Annotated in this window: 13 protein-coding genes; 11 read left to right on the top strand and 2 right to left on the bottom strand. The window is 44.6% G+C overall.

Features of this window, described 5'->3' with window-relative positions:
* Positions 1–28 precede the first annotated feature (28 nt).
* Complete coding sequence (locus J5X92_RS11360; protein ID WP_013783494.1) at positions 29–1,048, bottom strand: GGDEF domain-containing protein; 1,020 nt, start codon at positions 1,046–1,048, stop codon at positions 29–31.
* Positions 1,049–1,510: 462 nt separating this feature from the next.
* Between J5X92_RS11360 and fabB the strand changes: the two genes are divergently transcribed.
* Positions 1,511–2,725 carry a beta-ketoacyl-ACP synthase I gene (gene fabB, locus J5X92_RS11355; protein ID WP_013783495.1) on the top strand — a complete coding sequence of 405 codons (1,215 nt, stop codon included), beginning with the start codon at positions 1,511–1,513 and terminating at the stop codon, positions 2,723–2,725.
* Between the two features lie 202 nt (positions 2,726–2,927).
* Here fabB and J5X92_RS11350 read toward each other — a convergent pair whose 3' ends face one another.
* A complete protein-coding gene (locus J5X92_RS11350; protein WP_013783496.1) occupies positions 2,928–3,632 on the bottom strand; it encodes a Crp/Fnr family transcriptional regulator in 705 nt (234 codons plus the stop codon).
* Positions 3,633–3,704: 72 nt separating this feature from the next.
* On the opposite strand from J5X92_RS11350, the gene J5X92_RS11345 reads away from it, so the two are divergent.
* From J5X92_RS11345 to purF, 10 genes are all read left to right on the top strand, one after another.
* Positions 3,705–4,460: a class II aldolase/adducin family protein gene (locus J5X92_RS11345; protein ID WP_013783497.1), complete on the top strand. Its 756-nt coding sequence runs from the start codon at positions 3,705–3,707 to the stop codon at positions 4,458–4,460.
* 81 nt (positions 4,461–4,541) lie between these two features.
* On the top strand, positions 4,542–5,744 hold the full coding sequence (locus J5X92_RS11340) for a 4-phosphoerythronate dehydrogenase (RefSeq protein WP_013783498.1): 1,203 nt from the start codon (positions 4,542–4,544) through the stop codon (positions 5,742–5,744).
* A 59-nt stretch (positions 5,745–5,803) separates the two neighbouring features.
* Complete coding sequence (locus J5X92_RS11335) at positions 5,804–6,820, top strand: aspartate-semialdehyde dehydrogenase (protein ID WP_013783499.1); 1,017 nt, start codon at positions 5,804–5,806, stop codon at positions 6,818–6,820.
* Between the two features lie 421 nt (positions 6,821–7,241).
* A complete protein-coding gene (locus J5X92_RS11330; protein ID WP_208805803.1) occupies positions 7,242–11,627 on the top strand; it encodes a FimV/HubP family polar landmark protein in 4,386 nt (1,461 codons plus the stop codon).
* Between the two features lie 61 nt (positions 11,628–11,688).
* Positions 11,689–12,480, top strand: a complete 792-nt coding sequence (gene truA, locus J5X92_RS11325) for a tRNA pseudouridine(38-40) synthase TruA (RefSeq protein WP_013783501.1) — start codon at positions 11,689–11,691, stop codon at positions 12,478–12,480.
* Positions 12,481–12,712: 232 nt separating this feature from the next.
* The gene (gene accD / locus J5X92_RS11320) at positions 12,713–13,558 is read left to right on the top strand and encodes an acetyl-CoA carboxylase, carboxyltransferase subunit beta (RefSeq protein ID WP_013783502.1); all 846 of its coding nucleotides are present in this window, start codon (positions 12,713–12,715) and stop codon (positions 13,556–13,558) included.
* The gene (folC, locus tag J5X92_RS11315) at positions 13,558–14,877 is read left to right on the top strand and encodes a bifunctional tetrahydrofolate synthase/dihydrofolate synthase (RefSeq protein ID WP_208805802.1); all 1,320 of its coding nucleotides are present in this window, start codon (positions 13,558–13,560) and stop codon (positions 14,875–14,877) included. The genes accD and folC overlap by 1 nt, the downstream gene beginning before the upstream one ends.
* 31 nt (positions 14,878–14,908) lie before the next feature.
* Entirely contained in the window at positions 14,909–15,517 is a 609-nt protein-coding gene (locus J5X92_RS11310; RefSeq protein ID WP_126871457.1) for an SPOR domain-containing protein, read from the top strand.
* Between the two features lie 160 nt (positions 15,518–15,677).
* Entirely contained in the window at positions 15,678–16,166 is a 489-nt protein-coding gene (locus J5X92_RS11305) for a CvpA family protein (protein ID WP_208805801.1), read from the top strand.
* 14 nt (positions 16,167–16,180) lie between these two features.
* Positions 16,181–17,704 (top strand): amidophosphoribosyltransferase, encoded by a 1,524-nt coding sequence (gene purF / locus J5X92_RS11300; RefSeq protein ID WP_013783506.1) that lies wholly within the window; start codon positions 16,181–16,183, stop codon positions 17,702–17,704.
* Positions 17,705–17,803: the final 99 nt, after the last annotated feature.

The following is a 17,803-nucleotide window of genomic DNA, read 5'->3' as shown; positions in this document are numbered from 1 at the left end:
TTTAACTCTTTATGCAGTTGATAACTAACTATTCAGAGACAGTCTGATTGCGACCTTGTTCTTTGGCTTTATACAGTCTCTCGTCGGCGACCTTGTAAATTTGAGACAACGCGTCACCATTTTCAGGCCAGCGGGCCACGCCGATACTTACGGTCATTTTCGCATCAAAGCCTTCTGCGCTTAACGTGTGTTCAACTGAATGCCGTAAGCGCTCTGCAATGCTATGAGCCTGAGAAGGCGTAACATCAGGTACAAGTAAACAAAACTCTTCGCCGCCGAATCGAAAAGCGCAATCGTTTCGTCTGCGCATACTATTGATAATTCGTGATACGTCAACCAGTACTGCATCTCCTACGCCATGGCCATATCTATCGTTTACCTTCTTGAAATGGTCAAGATCGACTAACACCATAGAGACAGATTTTTGTTTTTCGGGCAAGGTTTCGCAGAGCATGTCGAAAATTGAGCCTAGAAGCAAGCGGTTGTTCAGCCCTGTGAGCGGGTCTAATGAGGCCATTTCCTGCAAACGTTTGACGGTCTCTGCCCGTTTTCGTTCATAGGTATAAGATAACGCCCAAATAGCAGTAAGCGTTAAGGCAATATTGACAATGGCAATGACGGGTGTGTCGGGATTATGCACAATATGTCGGTAGGTCAAGATGCCGCAGCCTGATAATACATATAATACAGAGTAGATGGTGCCTAATTGGGTGCCCAACAACAAATAGGAAAGAACTGGCACAATGAATAGCCAACTGTACAGCGCTGAGGTAAATGAAGCGGTAAGAATGCCAATAAGAATAACCGTATATAGGGCAAATAAAAATACGGAAGACCATAATTTTAGGTTCGTTGTCTTTTTATGGATCGCTAAAATAGCGAGGGAAAGAACAACAACCAGTAACTCAACAAACGCTAATACTCTGTGACCTACAATCCAATTATTGATAGTGAAAATGACACCCGCAACAATGATAACAAGTAGAACAACGCTTAATACCGTTCGACGAAACTCGAGTTCATTGCCCCACAAGTTAGAAGTGGCCATGGTGATGTGTATTCCCTTACAAATTTGACTAAAGATTTTTATCTTTCAAGAACTGCACATAGTAGAGGGCGCAGGAGCATAGTGACACGACACAATGTTATCTGAATTGACTCAATGTGTTTATCTTAATTGTTAAAGATAGACGAATGGATAAGAGATGTGACCAGTTTGATGAAATTAAACAAGTATATCGATAATCATCAAAGCATTGGTCTTGCCGTCAAACCCCGTGCATTGTTTAAGAATTTAGTGAAGCTTTTGTGAACTTGCTATTTTCTTCTAGTATTTGAATGTGCCTTTCATGATACATTGCATGAAGCAATTCACGTGGCGCAAGAATAATTAAAGCAAATGCATCAGGATGCGGTTAGAAAAAGTGAAGTGCTGGGTCTTAAGCTGCAAAGCAGACCACTTTACCAATCAAAATCGTTACCATAGCCGCATCAACGCAAAGGGTAAACTATGAGAAGAGCAGTTATCACCGGTCTTGGAATTGTTTCAAGCATCGGCGTCAATAAACAAGATGTACTTGCTTCATTAAAAGCAGGTAAGTCAGGTATTACACACTCTGAGCAGTTTGCTGAGATGGGCTTAAGAAGCCAAGTGTGGGGTAATATCGATATCGACCTTAAAGAGCACATCGACCGCAAAGCGATGCGGTTTATGGGTGATGCAGCGGCCTATGCTTATGTTGCAATGCAACAAGCCATTGAAGATTCAGGCCTTGAAGATAGCGACATTTCAAACGATCGCACCGGCATTATTGCTGGCTCTGGCGGCGCGTCTTCTGAAAACCAAGTACTTTCGGCAGACATTCTGCGTGAAAAAGGCGTAAAACGTGTGGGTCCTTATATGGTGCCACGTTGTATGGCCTCTACGGTTTCAGCGTGTCTTGCTACGCCATTTAAAATTCGTGGTGTGAACTACTCAATCGCATCAGCGTGTGCCACCAGTTCGCATAGTATTGGTAACGCCATGGAGCTTATTCAACTGGGTAAGCAAGACGTTGTATTTGCAGGTGGCGGTGAAGAATTGCACTGGGCACTGTCAAGTCAGTTCGACGCCATGGGCGCACTGAGTTCTAAATATAACGACAACCCTTCAGTAGCATCACGTACTTATGATGCAGCACGCGATGGCTTTGTTAGCTCAGGCGGCGGCGGTATGGTAGTGGTGGAAGAGCTTGAGCACGCCTTAGCCCGTGGCGCAAAAATCTACGGTGAAGTGGTTGGCTACGGCGCAACTTCTGATGGCTTCGACATGGTAGCACCATCAGGCGAAGGCGCAATCCGTTGTATGAAAATGGCTATGCAGAATGTGTCTGCACCCATCGACTACTTGAACACCCACGGTACTTCAACACCAGTAGGTGATGTAAAAGAACTGGCGGCTATTCAGGAAGTATTCGGCCAATCTGGTGTGCCAATTAGTGCAACAAAGTCACTAACAGGTCATGCGTTAGGTGCAGCTGGCGTTAACGAAGCTATTTACAGCTTATTAATGATGGAAAATAACTTTATTGCACCATCAATCAATATTGACACATTAGATGACGCAGCTGATGGTCTCGACATTGTGACACAAGCACGTGAAGCAACGTTGAACACGGTGATGTCTAACAGTTTTGGTTTTGGCGGCACTAACGCAACGTTGGTGATGCAACGTTACCAAGGTTAATAAAGCAATTAGTTAACTGGTTTGAATTAGCGTCGACAGTCGGCTTTAAAACAAACCTGATACTAGACTACTTAACAGCAGCTTACGTTCAGCCGTTAATTTTAAAGGCTCGATGATGGTAATTTAGGTTACTGACATCGGGCCTTTTTGCTTCCAGAGATTTATTCGTACCTTTTAATAAGCCAGCAGAAGTACGTCAAACTCACTCTTTATCTTTTAAAAGAGCAAACAGAGCACTTGGTCGACTAATCGTTATTTTCCCATAATGTAAATGCAGTAATCCTTGGTTTTGTAAATCGCCTAAGAGCTGATTTACGGTTTGTCGGCTGCTATTTATCATTTGCGCTAAAGATTCTTGCGACAAGGTTAAGGTAATGGCACTGTCTTGCGGTAAATGCTGACCATAACTGGTGGTTAGCATGAGCAAGCGCTTAATTAGCTGGTGTTGTAAGTTTAGCCCTGCGCTGGAATCAATAAATTGAAATGCACTTCTTACTCGTGAACAAAGCAGGCGGGCAAAGTGTGGATAAAGCTCGGGATGTGCTTTTAACACTGCGTTAAACGCGACTTTGGGAATAACGGCAATAACGGTATCGATTTCACACACACTGTTATGAGTGCGGGGTAAATCATCGAATAAGGATATTTCACCAAACCACGTACCCGGGCCCAGCAAGGCAAATAGCATTTCTTTCCCGTTTTCCCCTATGTTCAATACCCGCAGGCGGCCTTCGCACAGGCCATAAAAGCCAATTCCCTCTTCACCTTTTGCATGCAATTGTTGGCCTGCCTTTAAATGGCGAATACGCACTTTATCGAGCAAGGCACTTTGTAAGTTTTCAGGGAGTGAAGAAAACCACATCGAGCTGGTTAAAACTGAAGTGTATTGTTGGTTTAACATTTTCATTACAGTGTCGTTTATCCGACAGTTTAGCCTGTAATTTAGGCGTAAGGTAGCAAAAAATGTAGGAGATCTATGATGAGTTCAAAAGTAAAAGCACAAGTGAGTGAGCAAGAGTGGCAAACCCGTGTGGATTTAGCCGCCTGTTATCGCGCAGTGGCCATGTATGGCTGGGACGATTTAATATTTACCCATATTTCGGCACGGGTGCCGGGGCCCGAACACCATTTTTTAATAAACCCATATGGCATGATGTTCGATGAAGTTACTGCATCAAGTTTGGTGAAAGTAGACTTACATGGTAACAAGGTGATGGAAAGTGAGTACGACATCAACCCTGCGGGCTTTACTATTCACAGTGCGGTACACGAAGCCAGAGACAATGCGAAGTGCGTTATGCATTTGCATACTACCGAAGGGGTAGCGCTTTCAGTATTAGAGGAAGGATTGCAAGCGTATTCACAGCAGTCTTTGTTCCCGTTAGCGTCGCTGTCTTACCATGCCTATGAAGGGGTAGCCTTGAACCCTGATGAGAAAGCGCGACTAGTTCGTGATTTAGGTGATACGCAATTTATGATATTGCGAAATCACGGGCTGCTTACCTGTGCCGATAACATTCCTGATGCGTTTTTATTTATGTTCATCTTTCAGCGAGCCTGCGAAATTCAGTTAAAAGCGCAAGCCACAGGCCAGAAGTTAATCCCTATTCATTCTGCTATTTTACAAGGGATCCGTGCCCAAGCGTCTGAGGTAACGAAGCAAGCGGGTGGAAGCCTAGCGTGGCCAGGAATTAAACGGCGGGTTGCTCGTCGATTCCCTGGTTTCGATGAATAAGCGCTAAATTAGACTAAAAAACTGTATTGATTCATGGTGCTCAAGGTTACTAATCCGAAGGATTGAGGTAGACTTAGCACCATGAAAATACTCTTTGAAGACACTATCCCTTTAGGTCGTGAATACTTCAGCGGCTTAGGCGATGTTAGCAGTTATGCATGGCAAACCCTTACTCCGGAAGATATCAAAAACGTAGATATCTTGGCTGTGCGTTCCACTACCAAAGTCAATGAAGCCTTGCTTAGCCAAGCTTCACAACTCCAGTTCGTTACCACTGCTACCTCTGGCACTAACCACATGGATAAAACCTGGCTTAATAGTCAGGGGATCAGCTGGAATTCCGCGGGCGGTTGTAACGCCGTTGCCGTGGCCGAATATGTGCTAAGCGCATTATTTTTGGCTGACCGTGCAGGTAAAATAGACATTAATGCTATTACCGTTGGTATTGTGGGGGCAGGGCATGTAGGCACTGCGTTGGCTAAACGATTAGCGGCATTGAACATTGAATATAAGTTGTGCGATCCCCCATTAAATGAGTCGGGTGACCCACGTAGTTTCGTTGATTTTGAAGATATTATCGATTGTGATGTCATCACGCTTCATGTGCCTTATGTGAATACAGGCCGCCACACCACAGGTAAGTTGATTAATGCTGATGTGCTAGGGCAGCTAGGTAGCAATAAGCTGCTAATTAATGCATGTCGCGGTGAGGTGATTGATGAACTGGCCTTGTTAAATAGGCTTAAACAACCCAACGCGCCCACAGTAGTGTTAGATGTTTTTGAAAATGAGCCCGCCATTAATCCTGAACTATTACAATACTGTTGGTTGATGACACCTCATATTGCTGGGCATTCAGTTGAGGGTAAAGTGCGTGGTACCCAGTATGTTTACGAACAAATATGTAACTTATTGAAAGAACCAAACACGAAAACTCTCGGCGACTATTTGTCTGCTGTCGAACCCATTAAAGTAGAATTGGCATCTGCGACAGCTTCTGCATTATCGAAACAAGATTTGATAGGATTAATGCTACAGGTTTATAACTTGCGTGTTGATGATGAAGCGTTTCGTGAAAAGTTAGGGGAAGCGTTGAAAAGACAGCAAAATGAAAGTGCGCAAAGCGAAGAAATTAGTGCCAGCATTAGCCACACCTTTGCTACTATGCGCAAAAGCTATCGAATAAGACGGGAATGCAGTGCATACACGCTGATATTGCCCAGTCACACATCAGATGGAATTAAACAGCAATTGAAAGGGTTAGGTTTTTTGTTGCAAGCCTAGCTTGCCAGCCTAACGTCTTTTATTTTTAAGCAATACTATTTACAGGAGAAACAACACTTATGTCACAAGCCTTTGACGTTGCCGTATTAGGCGCGACCGGTCTAGTTGGGCAAACTATGATAGAACTACTGGCAGAGCGTGGCTTTCCAGTAAATCGTTTATATCCACTAGCCAGCAAACGTTCAGCGGGAACCAGTATTAGCTTCAAGGGCGAAGATGTAGAAGTGTTGGATGCAGATACTTTCGATTGGTCGTTGGTACAGTTTGGCTTCTTTTCAGCGGGCGGCAGCATTTCTGCGGAATTCGCGCCACGTGCTGCTGATGCAGGCTGTATTGTTATTGATAACACATCTGAATTTAGGTACGAGCCAGACATTCCGCTTGTCGTGCCAGAAGTTAATGCTCATGTATTAGCTGACTTTCGTAACAGAAACATTATTGCCAATCCTAACTGTTCAACCATTCAAATGATGGTGGCGCTAAAGCCGATACACGATGCTGTAGGTATTGACCGTATTAACGTCAGTACGTATCAGTCTGTATCGGGAGCAGGAAAAGAAGCGATGGAAGAGCTGGTGAAACAAACTGCTAGCCTGTTAAATGCGCGAGAGCTTGAGACTAAAGCGTTTAGCCGTCAAATCGCCTTTAACGTTATTCCGCAGATTGATGCGTTTCAAGATAATGACTACACCAAAGAAGAAATGAAAATGGTGTGGGAAACACAAAAAATTATGGGTGATGACAGCATCTTGGTTAATGCGACCGCAGTAAGAGTGCCAGTGTTCTATGGTCACGGTGAAGCCATTCACTTAGAAACTCGCGCGCCAATAGATGCTGAACAGGTTAAACAATTACTTGCCGATGCCCCAGGCGTTAAAGTTTATGATGCTGCCGACGAGTTTCCTACTCAGGTAAGCAGTGCTAGTGGCAATGATATGGTTCACGTTGGACGTATTCGAAACGATATTACCCATCCCTGTGGTCTTAACCTTTGGGTTGTGTCAGACAATATCCGTAAAGGTGCGGCAACAAACAGTATTCAAATTGCTGAAACCCTAATTCGCGATTACCTGTAATCATAGGGTAAGTAAGCAAAGCCTCAAATAGGGCATATGACATTGATTTCGCCGAGTAAGTAAACATTTTGCTTACTCGGCCGATAAGCAGTTATATCGATATTCAACAAATAGATACCGAAAACAGAAGGGCTAACTAGATTGCCATTAATAACTGGTTTATAGTTTCCTAAACCAGATTGGAAATACCACCGGCCTTAGTGATGTTGTCGATACATCAATAAAGGTAAAAAATAGCGGTAAGCAATGTAGAAAATCTGTATTGATAGAGCATTTTCATTCGTGCGCACGCGCTATCAAATGATAAGAATAAAAAGCTGGACCGGTTTGCAGCATTTAAGCGCAAATGAAAAGAGGTTTAGCTACGAATCTCCACCATGATATTTGGTGGTGTTGACGCTTGAGGGCATATAGGATTGCTATGAAATTGCATTTGACGGGCTTAGTTTTACTTACTTTATGTTTACTAGCCCCCCACAATAATGTCGATGCACAGGAACGCGCTACCCTGCTGAAAGGGCCCAAGAACGCGACCAGTCAGTATTCGGGATTAGAATACGGCCCCATTGATTCTCAAGATACCCTTTGGCGTATAGCTGAGCGTTATCGTCAAAATAATAACCTGTCGGTTTATCAGGTTATGTCCGCTATTTATGAGCTGAACCCCAATGCGTTTGAACAGCAAAACTTAAATTTACTGGTTGATGGTTCAATACTGAAGTTGCCATCAGAACGGTATATTTCTCGTATTGATGCAAGACAAGCACAAATTCGAGCAGAAAATGACGAGCGAACCTTCGCTGAGTTGCTAAACAAACCTGGTAGCAGCGTACGAAATATTAAACCGCCTGCGCCTTTGGTGAATCAAAACGATTTAAGCCAAACTCAATCCAATATAGAACAAAAAATTACGCGTTTAGATCAAGAGCAAACCCGTCAGTTTGATGAACTTCGGATGCAATTTGCTGCGTCTTTAGAAAACGTGGAAGCCTTGTTAAATGAAAATCGCAAACTGTATGAGCGGGTAGACGAGGTTAATGGTGAACTTCAAGAGCTTCGTAATCAGGTTGAAGGCGATGTTAAAACACAGATAGATACGCAAGTGGCGCTGCAACAAGAGCTGCTCGATATGATGAAAGCCGAGCAAATGCAGCGAGAAGCAGAAAAACAAAAGTCGATGTGGAGTTCGCTTTCTAGCCCAATGCTTCTCATTATAGGCTCCGGCATTATTACCTTATTATTGGTCGGCGGGCTAATTGCGTGGTTGTTGAAACGCAAACCAGCTGAAGCTGCAGAAGCACCAGAAGTACCAGAAATCTCTGATGATGTGCCTGTACCAGATACTGACATGGCTGACTTGGCCAGTGCACTAGAGCCAGATCTTGGCGATAGCATGGAGCTGACGGATGACGATCTGTTCAACGACGACGACTTGCTTGATGATGTGCTTACGTCTGAATTAGAAGAAAGCCTTGATGATGACTTAGAAACCTTCGGCGACCTAGACGATGACATGTTGGTGCCTGAAGACGATACCGATGACTTATTTGAGTCGGGCAGTGATGAGCTTGACCAGAATGAGCTAGACAGTTTGTTCGATGATGATGATTTGTCTGATAAGCTCAGTGAAGATGGAGATAGCAGTTTAGAAGGGTTTGATTTATCTGGTGATGACGATGACGACGTAGCTAACTTTGACGAATCGCTTGATACAGATCTTGGTGAAGATTTAGACGAAGCACAAGACGAAACCGATATTGAAGAAGCGCCAGATGCGTCTGAACCCGACGCCTTAGATGACGACTTTGATATTGATGATATTTTAGATGGCGCAATGGCAGAAGCTGAAACGAGTGATTCTGTTGACGACATTTTTGAAGCAGCACAGTCTGCATCGAATGAAAGTGAAGAAGATACTGACACCTTACCCAGTGTTGATGACGAAGACGAAACGCCTGAGATCAGCATTGATGATTTGCTTGAACAAAATGCACCAGAACCTACGCTGCTTGACGAGCTAGACAGTAAAGATGAGCTTATTAACGAAGAAATGATTGATAAGCTTGATGATGAAATTAATCAGCAGAATCAAGAACTCGATCGTATTACCGATGATTTGCTTAACGAGATTGAGCAAATTGAAATGATGGGTGGCCTTGACGAAGGTGACGAAGACAGCGAAAGCGAAGAGGATACAATAGAATCTGTTGCTTCAGCTCCTTCACCACAAGCCATTCAAAGCCTAGACAGTATTACCGATGACCTAGACGAAATTGATGTTGAAGACATGGAGAATGCTGATGATTTCTCTGATCCTTTGTCGGATAACTTAATTTCTGAATTGCAGGCTGAAAGTGAAGAAGCGTTGGGATTCGATGAAAATGCATCTGACGAAGAGCTGGCTCCTGAAGTAGATGAATCTGCAGATGATGATTTTTCTGACCCTTTCACAGATGACTTGCTGGCCGAGCTTGAAGCTGACATTGAATCGGATGATGACGATGTAGACCCCGAATCAGCAGACGCTCAGATAGATGGTGAATCAGACAATGATAATGCTGATTTTGACGACCCATTAACAGACGATTTAATTGCCGAGCTTGAAGCGGGAATCGACTCTGAAGATGAAACTCAGCCTGCCTTTGACGAAAATGGCGATTTTGATGACCCACTTACTGATGATTTATTAGCAGAGCTAGAAGCTGAAAATCAACCAGATGACGCGTTTGAAAACGATTCAGAAGAAACCTCTGAGGCTACTGAAGCACCAGAAGTTGACGATGACTTTGACGATCCACTTACTGATGATTTACTCGCTGAGCTAGAAGCAGATATTGATTCCCATGAAGGTACTGATTCCGGCGATGCGCTTGCAGATGAGCTTCTTGCTGAGCTTGAAGCTGATATCGACAGTGATATTGAACAGACTCAGCCCGATGCGCCGCTAGGCAGTGATGAAACACTATCTCGTGACGACCTGAGCGATGAAACTGATGTTCCTCAAGAAGCTCCCGAAATCGATGCGCTTGAGAATGGCCCCACCGAAAATGAAGTCTTAGAGGCCGAAAGCACAGACAGTGAAATCGAGCAGCAAGAAACATCAGATTTTGACGAAGCTGACCAAGATGTTGCTGACGAATTATCTATTGATGAAGCACTAGCTGAAGATGATTCTAGTGATGAAGAACTTGAGGCCGATGCGCTAGCGCCAGAGCCCGAAGAATTAGCATTAGACAATGAAGATGAAGCAGCTTCCCATGACGAGCTTGTTGAAGAGTTATTCGCTGATGAAGAGCACGGTGAAGAAGTACCCGCCGAAGACGAGCTTGCTGAAGGTGAGTCAGAAACAGACGCAACAGATTTAAGCAATGATGAACCGTTAGACGAACTTGAATCTTTAGGTTCCGCTGAGCAAGTCATTGATGATCCAGAAGCAGAAATACAAGATATAGCCTCGTTAGAAGAAGCCGAGTCACAAGATGACATTGACGGGTTTAACGAAGACGAAGTATTAGATGAAGCACCGCCAGCTGAAGCTCAACTAGACTTTGATGGTGATGATGACAGGGACGATGCTCTCGAGTCTGCTGAACCCGAAAATGTAGAAGTAGACGTAGACGGTGCCCACAGCGACGAAGAAAGCGACAGTGATGAAGACGAGTTACTGACTGAGGACTTACTTTCTGAGCTTGATTCTGATATCGAAACCGGTCTAGACGTTGCGCCAGATGAACCTCATGTTGCTGATGAAGAAGATGTAGAAGATACTTTTGACATCGAGCCAGATGCTGATGAGCCTCTTGCCGAAGCCGAAGCCGAAGCCGAAGCCGAAGCCGAAGCCGAAGCCGAAGCCGAAGCCGAAGCCGAAGCCGAAGCCGAAGCGGATCCACTTGACGATGCGTTAGCGGCGTTTGATAAACAAATGATGGATGATATTCCTACATTTGGTGAATCAAGCGATGATGCTGAAGAGCCAGAGCCAGAGCCAGAGCCAGAGCCAGAGCGAGAGCCAGAAAGCAACGATTACGATGACAGTATTCTTGATAGTGCATTTGATGAAATTGATGAATTTGAATTAGAGCATGAAGTTGATGGCGTGGTGCCAGAGCCTTCAGCTAGTGAAGAGCCTTTAGCCGGTGAAGAGCCCTCAGCCAATAAAGAGCCCTCAGCCAATAAAGAGCCTTCTTCCGATGAGAAAGACCCTAGCGACTTCGACGAATTAGAAGATGTGCCAGGGTTAGATGACTGGTTGTCAGGAACCGAAGAGTCAGAACAAGAAGAGATATTTGACGATTTAGATGGTGCAGAATTTGATGAATTGCTGCAAAGCATTGAATCCGAGCAAGAAGATGAACCAAGCGTTGCAGCTGACACCACTGAATCGACAGAAAGCCTAAATCTTGAAGAAGGTCCCGAGCCTGAACTCAAGCTCGACAATCCAGATTTAGATTTAAGTGCACTACTAAACGATGTGGATCTTGATGCTGAAACCGAACCACGCACTCCACCAGAAGATTTCTTGGATGTGGAAGCGCTGATGGATGATGGTGAAGACAATGATATAGATCCAGACAGTGCAGAACTTGATTTAGATGTAAGCCTATCTGATTTTACCGGTGTTAATGATGCCGATGACGTCATTGATATTGATAAAGATGCTGGGCAAAACGCGAACCTCGACCTCGCACGGGTTTATCTAGAAATGGATGATATCGTTGCTGCGAAGGAATTACTCGAAGATGTGATGAATCTGGGTAGTGAAGAGCAAAAGCAAGAAGCTGAAGGTATTTTAAAATCCATCAGTTAATTGCATGTTGAGTGCGGTATGACTACACTTAGCGGCTTTTCAATTTAGAGGTGTTTGAAACATGGGGCGAATCGCCTTAGGCATCGAGTATGATGGTGCATCGGTACATGGTTGGCAACGTCAAAAAGACGTGGCTAGCGTGCAAGAATACCTAGAGAAAGCACTCACCGTTATCGCAAATAAGCCTATTATAGTATTTTGTGCTGGTCGCACCGATGCTGGTGTACATGCAACTGGCCAGATAGTCCATTTTGACAGCGATGTAGAGCGTCCAGAGCGTGCTTGGACACTTGGTATAAACGCTAACATGCCTGACACGATAGCCGTAACCTGGGCCAAACCTGTCTCTGATGATTTTCATGCCCGCTTTTCGGCTACCCATCGTCGTTATCGCTACGTTATTTATAACTCCCGTATGCGACCTGCTATCCTGCACAATGGTGTTACTCACGAATACCGCGAGTTAGACGCAGAAAAAATGCATGAAGCCGCACAGGCGCTGGTAGGGGAGCACGATTTCACTACATTCAGGGCTTCGCTGTGCCAAAGCAAAACGCCTCACCGAACCGTGAGTAGCGTGAGTGTACATAGGCAAGGTCGTTATGTGGTGTTAGATATCCGTGCGAATGCGTTTTTGCATCATATGGTACGTAACATCACGGGGTCACTGCTTTGCATTGGGGCTGGAGAGCAACCTGTTGATTGGATGGCGCATCTACTTACCTTAAAAGACCGAGCAAAAGCCGCTACCACCGCCAAACCTAATGGGTTGTATTTGGTAGATGTGACTTACCCTGAGCACTTCGGTATACCAAAATCACCTCTAGGGCCTCTTTTTCTTCCAGAATCTTAAGAGCGTGAACGGTAGCAATGGGTTACCGTTCAACTTCTTAGACCAGTTTTGTTTTTTCCATTTTACTGTATTGTGGTCTAATAGCGCGCTATATTAGGTGGTTGTACTAACGTAGTGCGTATTTTTCTCTTGCGCTACAATAAAGTAACCGAAATATTCATGTAGTATTGACACAAAGCACGAATGAAAAAACAGTGTCGGTGCGCTAATAAATATAAAGGATTCCTTTTCCATGAGCTGGATTCAAAAAATTCTTCCGCGTACGCAAACATCCACAAAAGGTAATGTACCTGAGGGGATTTGGACAAAATGCGGCTCTTGCCAAGCTGTGTTGTACAAAACTGAGCTGGAAAAACTTCAAGAAGTTTGCCCTAAGTGCGATCATCACATGCGTATTACGGCCCGTCGCCGTATAGACGGTTTTCTTGATGAGGGGGATCGCGTAGAACTTGGCGCTGAATTCGAACCACAAGATATCTTGAAATTTAAAGACTCAAAGCGTTATAAAGACCGGATTGTAGCCGCGCAAAAGCAAACCAATGAAAAAGACGCCTTGGTTGTTATGCAGGGCAAGCTAAAAGGTATGCCGGTTGTAGTAGCCAGTTTCGAATTTGCCTTTATGGGTGGTTCAATGGCCTCTGTGGTAGGTGCTCGCTTTGTTGCCGCAGTAAATGCTTGTCTTGAAAACAACACACCACTAATTTGTTTCTCTGCCAGTGGCGGGGCACGTATGCAAGAAGCGCTTATGTCGCTAATGCAAATGGCCAAAACTTCTGCAGCATTGGCAAAAATGAGCAAGAAAGGTTTACCTTACATTTCTGTGTTAACAGACCCAACAATGGGCGGCGTTTCTGCCAGTTTAGCGATGCTAGGTGATGTTAACGTTGCCGAGCCAAAAGCCTTGATTGGTTTTGCTGGTCCTCGTGTTATCGAGCAAACAGTACGCGAAAAGTTACCACAAGGTTTCCAGCGTAGTGAGTTCCTTGTTGAGAAAGGCGCTATTGATATGATTGTTGACCGCAGAGAAATGCGTGATAAATTACACGGCTTGTTACTTAAGCTGCATCATCAGAATTAGTGAATACACAAAAAAATCAAAATACTGGCTCAACAACCACGTTGAGTCAGTGGCTTTCTCATCTTGAATCTATTCATCCAAGCGCCATTGATATGGGGCTTGAGCGCGTTAAATCTGTGGCAAATGCCATGGGTATCCATCTAAAAGACGCTTTACTTATTACCGTTGCCGGTACTAATGGCAAAGGCACGACCTGTCGCTTGTTAGAGCAAGCTATGCTTGCGAAAGGTAAAACCGTTGCGGTGTTTAGTTCTCCTCATCTAGTGAGTTACTGCGAACGTGTGCGGCTAAACGGTGAATTGGCTGAAGAAGGCGCATTTTGCCGTGCTTTCGAGCTTATCGAAAAAGCCCGTGGCGATATCACGTTAACCTATTTTGAATTCGGCACCTTGGCTGCAATGAAAATGATGCAGGATTGGGGTGTTGATGTGGCCGTATTGGAAGTGGGGCTAGGGGGAAGGTTAGATGCCGCTAATATTCTTGACCCAGATTTAGCCATTATTACGACTATTGATCTTGATCACCAAGACTGGCTGGGTGATACCCGCGAAGCAATTGCTCGTGAAAAAGCCGGTATCATGCGAAAAAATGGTAAAGCTGTTATTGGTGAGCTTTTACCGCCAAGTTCACTACGTGACGTTGTGTCTGAATTAGATGTTGATGCTCGATGGGCTCTGAAAGACTTTTTCATCGTTGAGAATACCGCGCCTGACAATAGTCCTAGCACCAGCACCAGTCGAACGTGGCAATGGAAGGGTAAGCATACTGAATTTACCCAGCTGCCATACCCACATATTCCTCAGCAAAACGTGAGTACGGCACTTGCGGCACTAGAATTATTAAACTTACTGCCAGATGAAACAGCGATAAAGCACATTATTGCCAATACCCGTTTGCCAGGGCGCCAACAAGAAATTAGCCATAACCCGCTAGTGGTGGTGGATGTCGCGCATAACCCCCAAGCAACCAAAGCAATGCGGGAATGGCTTAAACGTTACCCCGCAAGTAAAATACGCGTGGTAGCGGGTATGTTAAAAGACAAATCTATTGTAGAAACCCTTGCGCCTTTGTCGTCGCTGAATGCACAATGGTATTTAGCAAGCACATCAGGCCCTCGAGGCTGCGATGCAGACGTACTAGCGGAGGCGCTTTTGGATGCTCAGCTTGATAAAAGCTATATCCAAACCTTCAGCGATGTGACGAATGCTTATAAAGCAGCACGTAATGATTACCATGAAGGCGAACTTATATTGGTCTTTGGTTCCTTTGTTACCGTGGCTGAAGTGTTAGATTATTCCAACGCAAATGAACAACAATAAAATCGAACAATAAGTTCAACAGGAGATAATAGTGACGTCGGCATTAAAGAATAGACTCGTGGGCACCATCATCATTGTGGCGCTGGCAGTTATTTTTTTACCAGACTTTCTTGATGGCAAGAAGCAAACCAATAAAGAACCGTTTGTATCTGTTCCTGCAAGTCCTCCTAAGAAACCCATTGTAGAGCCCGAAGCCTTTCCTAGTGAGCGGGTAGCTAAAGCGGCACAGTTGCCCGTTACGGTAACAGATGACAAAGCGCTGGATGATGAAGGCGCACCGTCTAATGTGCCTAGTGAGACTCAAGCGTTGCCTGAGCCGGTAGAGGCTAAAATAACGCCAGAAGACACTCTTGCCAGTCAAACCATTGTTGAAGCACCAGATTCATCTACTGTGGATGACGCAGGTTGGGTGATACAACTAGGCAGCTTTCGCCATGAGAAAAACGTAAAGTCATTATTGAATAAGCTTGAGAAAGCCGGGTATCGTGCGTTTAGTCGCAGGATAATGACTAACTCTGGTCCGCTCAACAAAGTGTTTGTTGGGCCAGACTTAGAAAAACAAAAATTAGAGGCAGCATTGCCCCATTTACGTGAACTCACCGACCTGAAAGGTAAGGTCACCACGTTTAAAGTAGAATAGTGTAAACCGATAGGTACACAGCACGTTCTACGCCGTGAAAATCAGAAGCTAAAAATATTACACATTGGTAATTTTTCCGGCTTCTGTTAGAATGCGCGCCATCTCGCCAACGGCATGTCGCTACTAACAACTTCCGCGACTATAACGCAATTAAGAGACAATGAACTGGGTAGACTTTTCCATATTGGGTATCGTTGCGGTATCTACCTTAATAAGCCTTATTAGAGGGTTTGTTAAAGAAGCCACCTCTCTTGTGGTATGGTTTGGCGCACTCTTTATTGCCAGCCATTTTTATGCCGACTTAGCCGTATATTTTACTGCCATCGATGATTTGTATCTTCGAAATGGTGCTGCCATTGCCGCGTTATTTGTATCAACTCTGATGCTAGGCGGCATGTTAAATTTTGCAATTGGACAACTGGTTCAGGCTACAGGCCTGTCAGGTACCGATCGCGTTTTAGGCATTGTATTTGGAGCGCTCCGCGGCGTACTTATCGTTAGCGCGCTTCTCTTTTTCATGGACACTTTCTCTGCCGCTGCCTCATCGCAGTGGTGGCAAACGTCGGTACTTATTCCCGAATTTGGTGTCATTATTGAGTGGTTTTTCACATATGTGAAAGGCTCCTCCAGTTTCTTAAATCCCGCTTGATATAGGTAACGCACATGTGTGGTATTGTCGGAATAGTTGGTAAAACACCAGTAGCTCAGTCTTTGTACGATGGTTTAACGGTAATCCAACATCGTGGACAGGATGCTGCTGGAATAATGACCATCGACCAAAATATGTTTAATTTGCGTAAGGCAAATGGTTTGGTTCGTGATGTATTTCATACGCGTCATATGAAGCGTTTATCGGGTAATATGGGTATTGGGCACGTTCGCTATCCTACTGCGGGCACCTCAAGTTCAGCCGAAGCTCAGCCTTTCTATGTGAACTCACCGTTTGGTATTGCGTTTGCACACAATGGTAACTTAACCAATGCACACGATTTGCAAGAAGAAGTATTTCGAATTGCCCGTCGTCATATTAACACCACATCTGATTCAGAATTGTTGTTAAACATTCTTGCTCACGAGCTACAGCAAGTGGCAGGACTAAGTGTTACCGCTGAACATATCTTTGAAGTAGTTACTAAAGTACACAAGAAAATTCGCGGTGCGTACGCGGTTGTTGCCGCTATTATCGGCCAAGGTATTGTGGCATTTCGTGACCCACACGGCATTCGCCCGTTAGCGCTAGGTAAGCGTATGACAGAGCTTGGCGAAGAGTGGATGGTAGCATCGGAAAGTGTGGCACTGGATGCCGTTGGTTTCCAATTCATCCGCGATGTGTCGCCAGGTGAAGCCGTGTACATTACTGAAAATGGCGAGCTTCATACCAGACAGTGTGCCGAGAACCCCATTACTTCGCCTTGTATTTTTGAGTTTGTGTATTTTGCACGCCCAGATAGCTTTATCGACGGTATCTCAGTTTATGCGTCTCGCGTGAATATGGGTCGCCGATTAGGTGAAAAAATTGCCCGTGAATGGAGCGATTTAGACATCGATGTTGTTATTCCTATCCCTGAAACGTCTATGGATGTGGCACTGCAAATTGCCAACACCTTAGAGTTGCCATACCGTCAGGGCTTTGTGAAGAATCGCTACATTGGTCGTACCTTCATTATGCCTGGCCAAACTATGCGTAAGAAGTCTGTACGCCGCAAGCTAAACGCTATCTCGTCTGAATTTAAAGGCAAGAACGTGTTGTTAGTTGATGACTCTATTGTTCGAGGTACTACATCTGGCCAAATTATTGAGATGGCCAGAGAGTCTGGTGCTAAGAAGGTATACTTCGCCTCTGCAGCGCCTGAAATACGTTTCCCTAACGTATATGGTATCGACATGCCTTCAGCCAACGAACTGATTGCCTATGGCCGAGAAATCGATCAAATAGCCGACCTTATTCAAGCTGACGGTCTTATATTCCAAGATATCACTGATTTAGTTGAGGCAGTGCGGGAAGAAAACGATTCAATTCAACGTTTTGAAACTTCAGTTTTCGACGGCAACTATATTACCGGTGATGTAGACCAAGACTACCTTGAACGTATTGATATTTCGCGTGGTGAGAAGTCTCGTGAAGCGCCCATTCTGCAAGCAGAGTTGAGCAATTTAGATATGCATAATATCGATTCTAACGACTAGGATAATCGTCAGCAGATAGTTATCGCTATGTGCTGTAGTTGTAAAAAAAGCCGCTAATAAGCGGCTTTTTTGTGTTTATTATTTTATGGCTGAATAGGT

The sequence above is a fragment of the Alteromonas sp. K632G genome (assembly GCF_017653625.1).
Classification (GTDB): Bacteria; Pseudomonadota; Gammaproteobacteria; order Enterobacterales; family Alteromonadaceae; genus Alteromonas; species Alteromonas naphthalenivorans.
The sequence above is the reverse complement of the archived record's forward strand: the minus strand, read 5'-3'. Positions and strand labels throughout refer to the sequence as shown.

Coding starts and splice junctions, on each gene's coding strand:
- J5X92_RS11360 (WP_013783494.1), bottom strand. CDS start 1,048: ATGGCCACTTCTAACTTGTGGGGCAATGAACTCGAGTTTCGTCGAACG.
- fabB (WP_013783495.1), top strand. CDS start 1,511: ATGAGAAGAGCAGTTATCACCGGTCTTGGAATTGTTTCAAGCATCGGC.
- J5X92_RS11350 (WP_013783496.1), bottom strand. CDS start 3,632: ATGAAAATGTTAAACCAACAATACACTTCAGTTTTAACCAGCTCGATG.
- J5X92_RS11345 (WP_013783497.1), top strand. CDS start 3,705: ATGAGTTCAAAAGTAAAAGCACAAGTGAGTGAGCAAGAGTGGCAAACC.
- J5X92_RS11340 (WP_013783498.1), top strand. CDS start 4,542: ATGAAAATACTCTTTGAAGACACTATCCCTTTAGGTCGTGAATACTTC.
- J5X92_RS11335 (WP_013783499.1), top strand. CDS start 5,804: ATGTCACAAGCCTTTGACGTTGCCGTATTAGGCGCGACCGGTCTAGTT.
- J5X92_RS11330 (WP_208805803.1), top strand. CDS start 7,242: ATGAAATTGCATTTGACGGGCTTAGTTTTACTTACTTTATGTTTACTA.
- truA (WP_013783501.1), top strand. CDS start 11,689: ATGGGGCGAATCGCCTTAGGCATCGAGTATGATGGTGCATCGGTACAT.
- accD (WP_013783502.1), top strand. CDS start 12,713: ATGAGCTGGATTCAAAAAATTCTTCCGCGTACGCAAACATCCACAAAA.
- J5X92_RS11305 (WP_208805801.1), top strand. CDS start 15,678: ATGAACTGGGTAGACTTTTCCATATTGGGTATCGTTGCGGTATCTACC.
- purF (WP_013783506.1), top strand. CDS start 16,181: ATGTGTGGTATTGTCGGAATAGTTGGTAAAACACCAGTAGCTCAGTCT.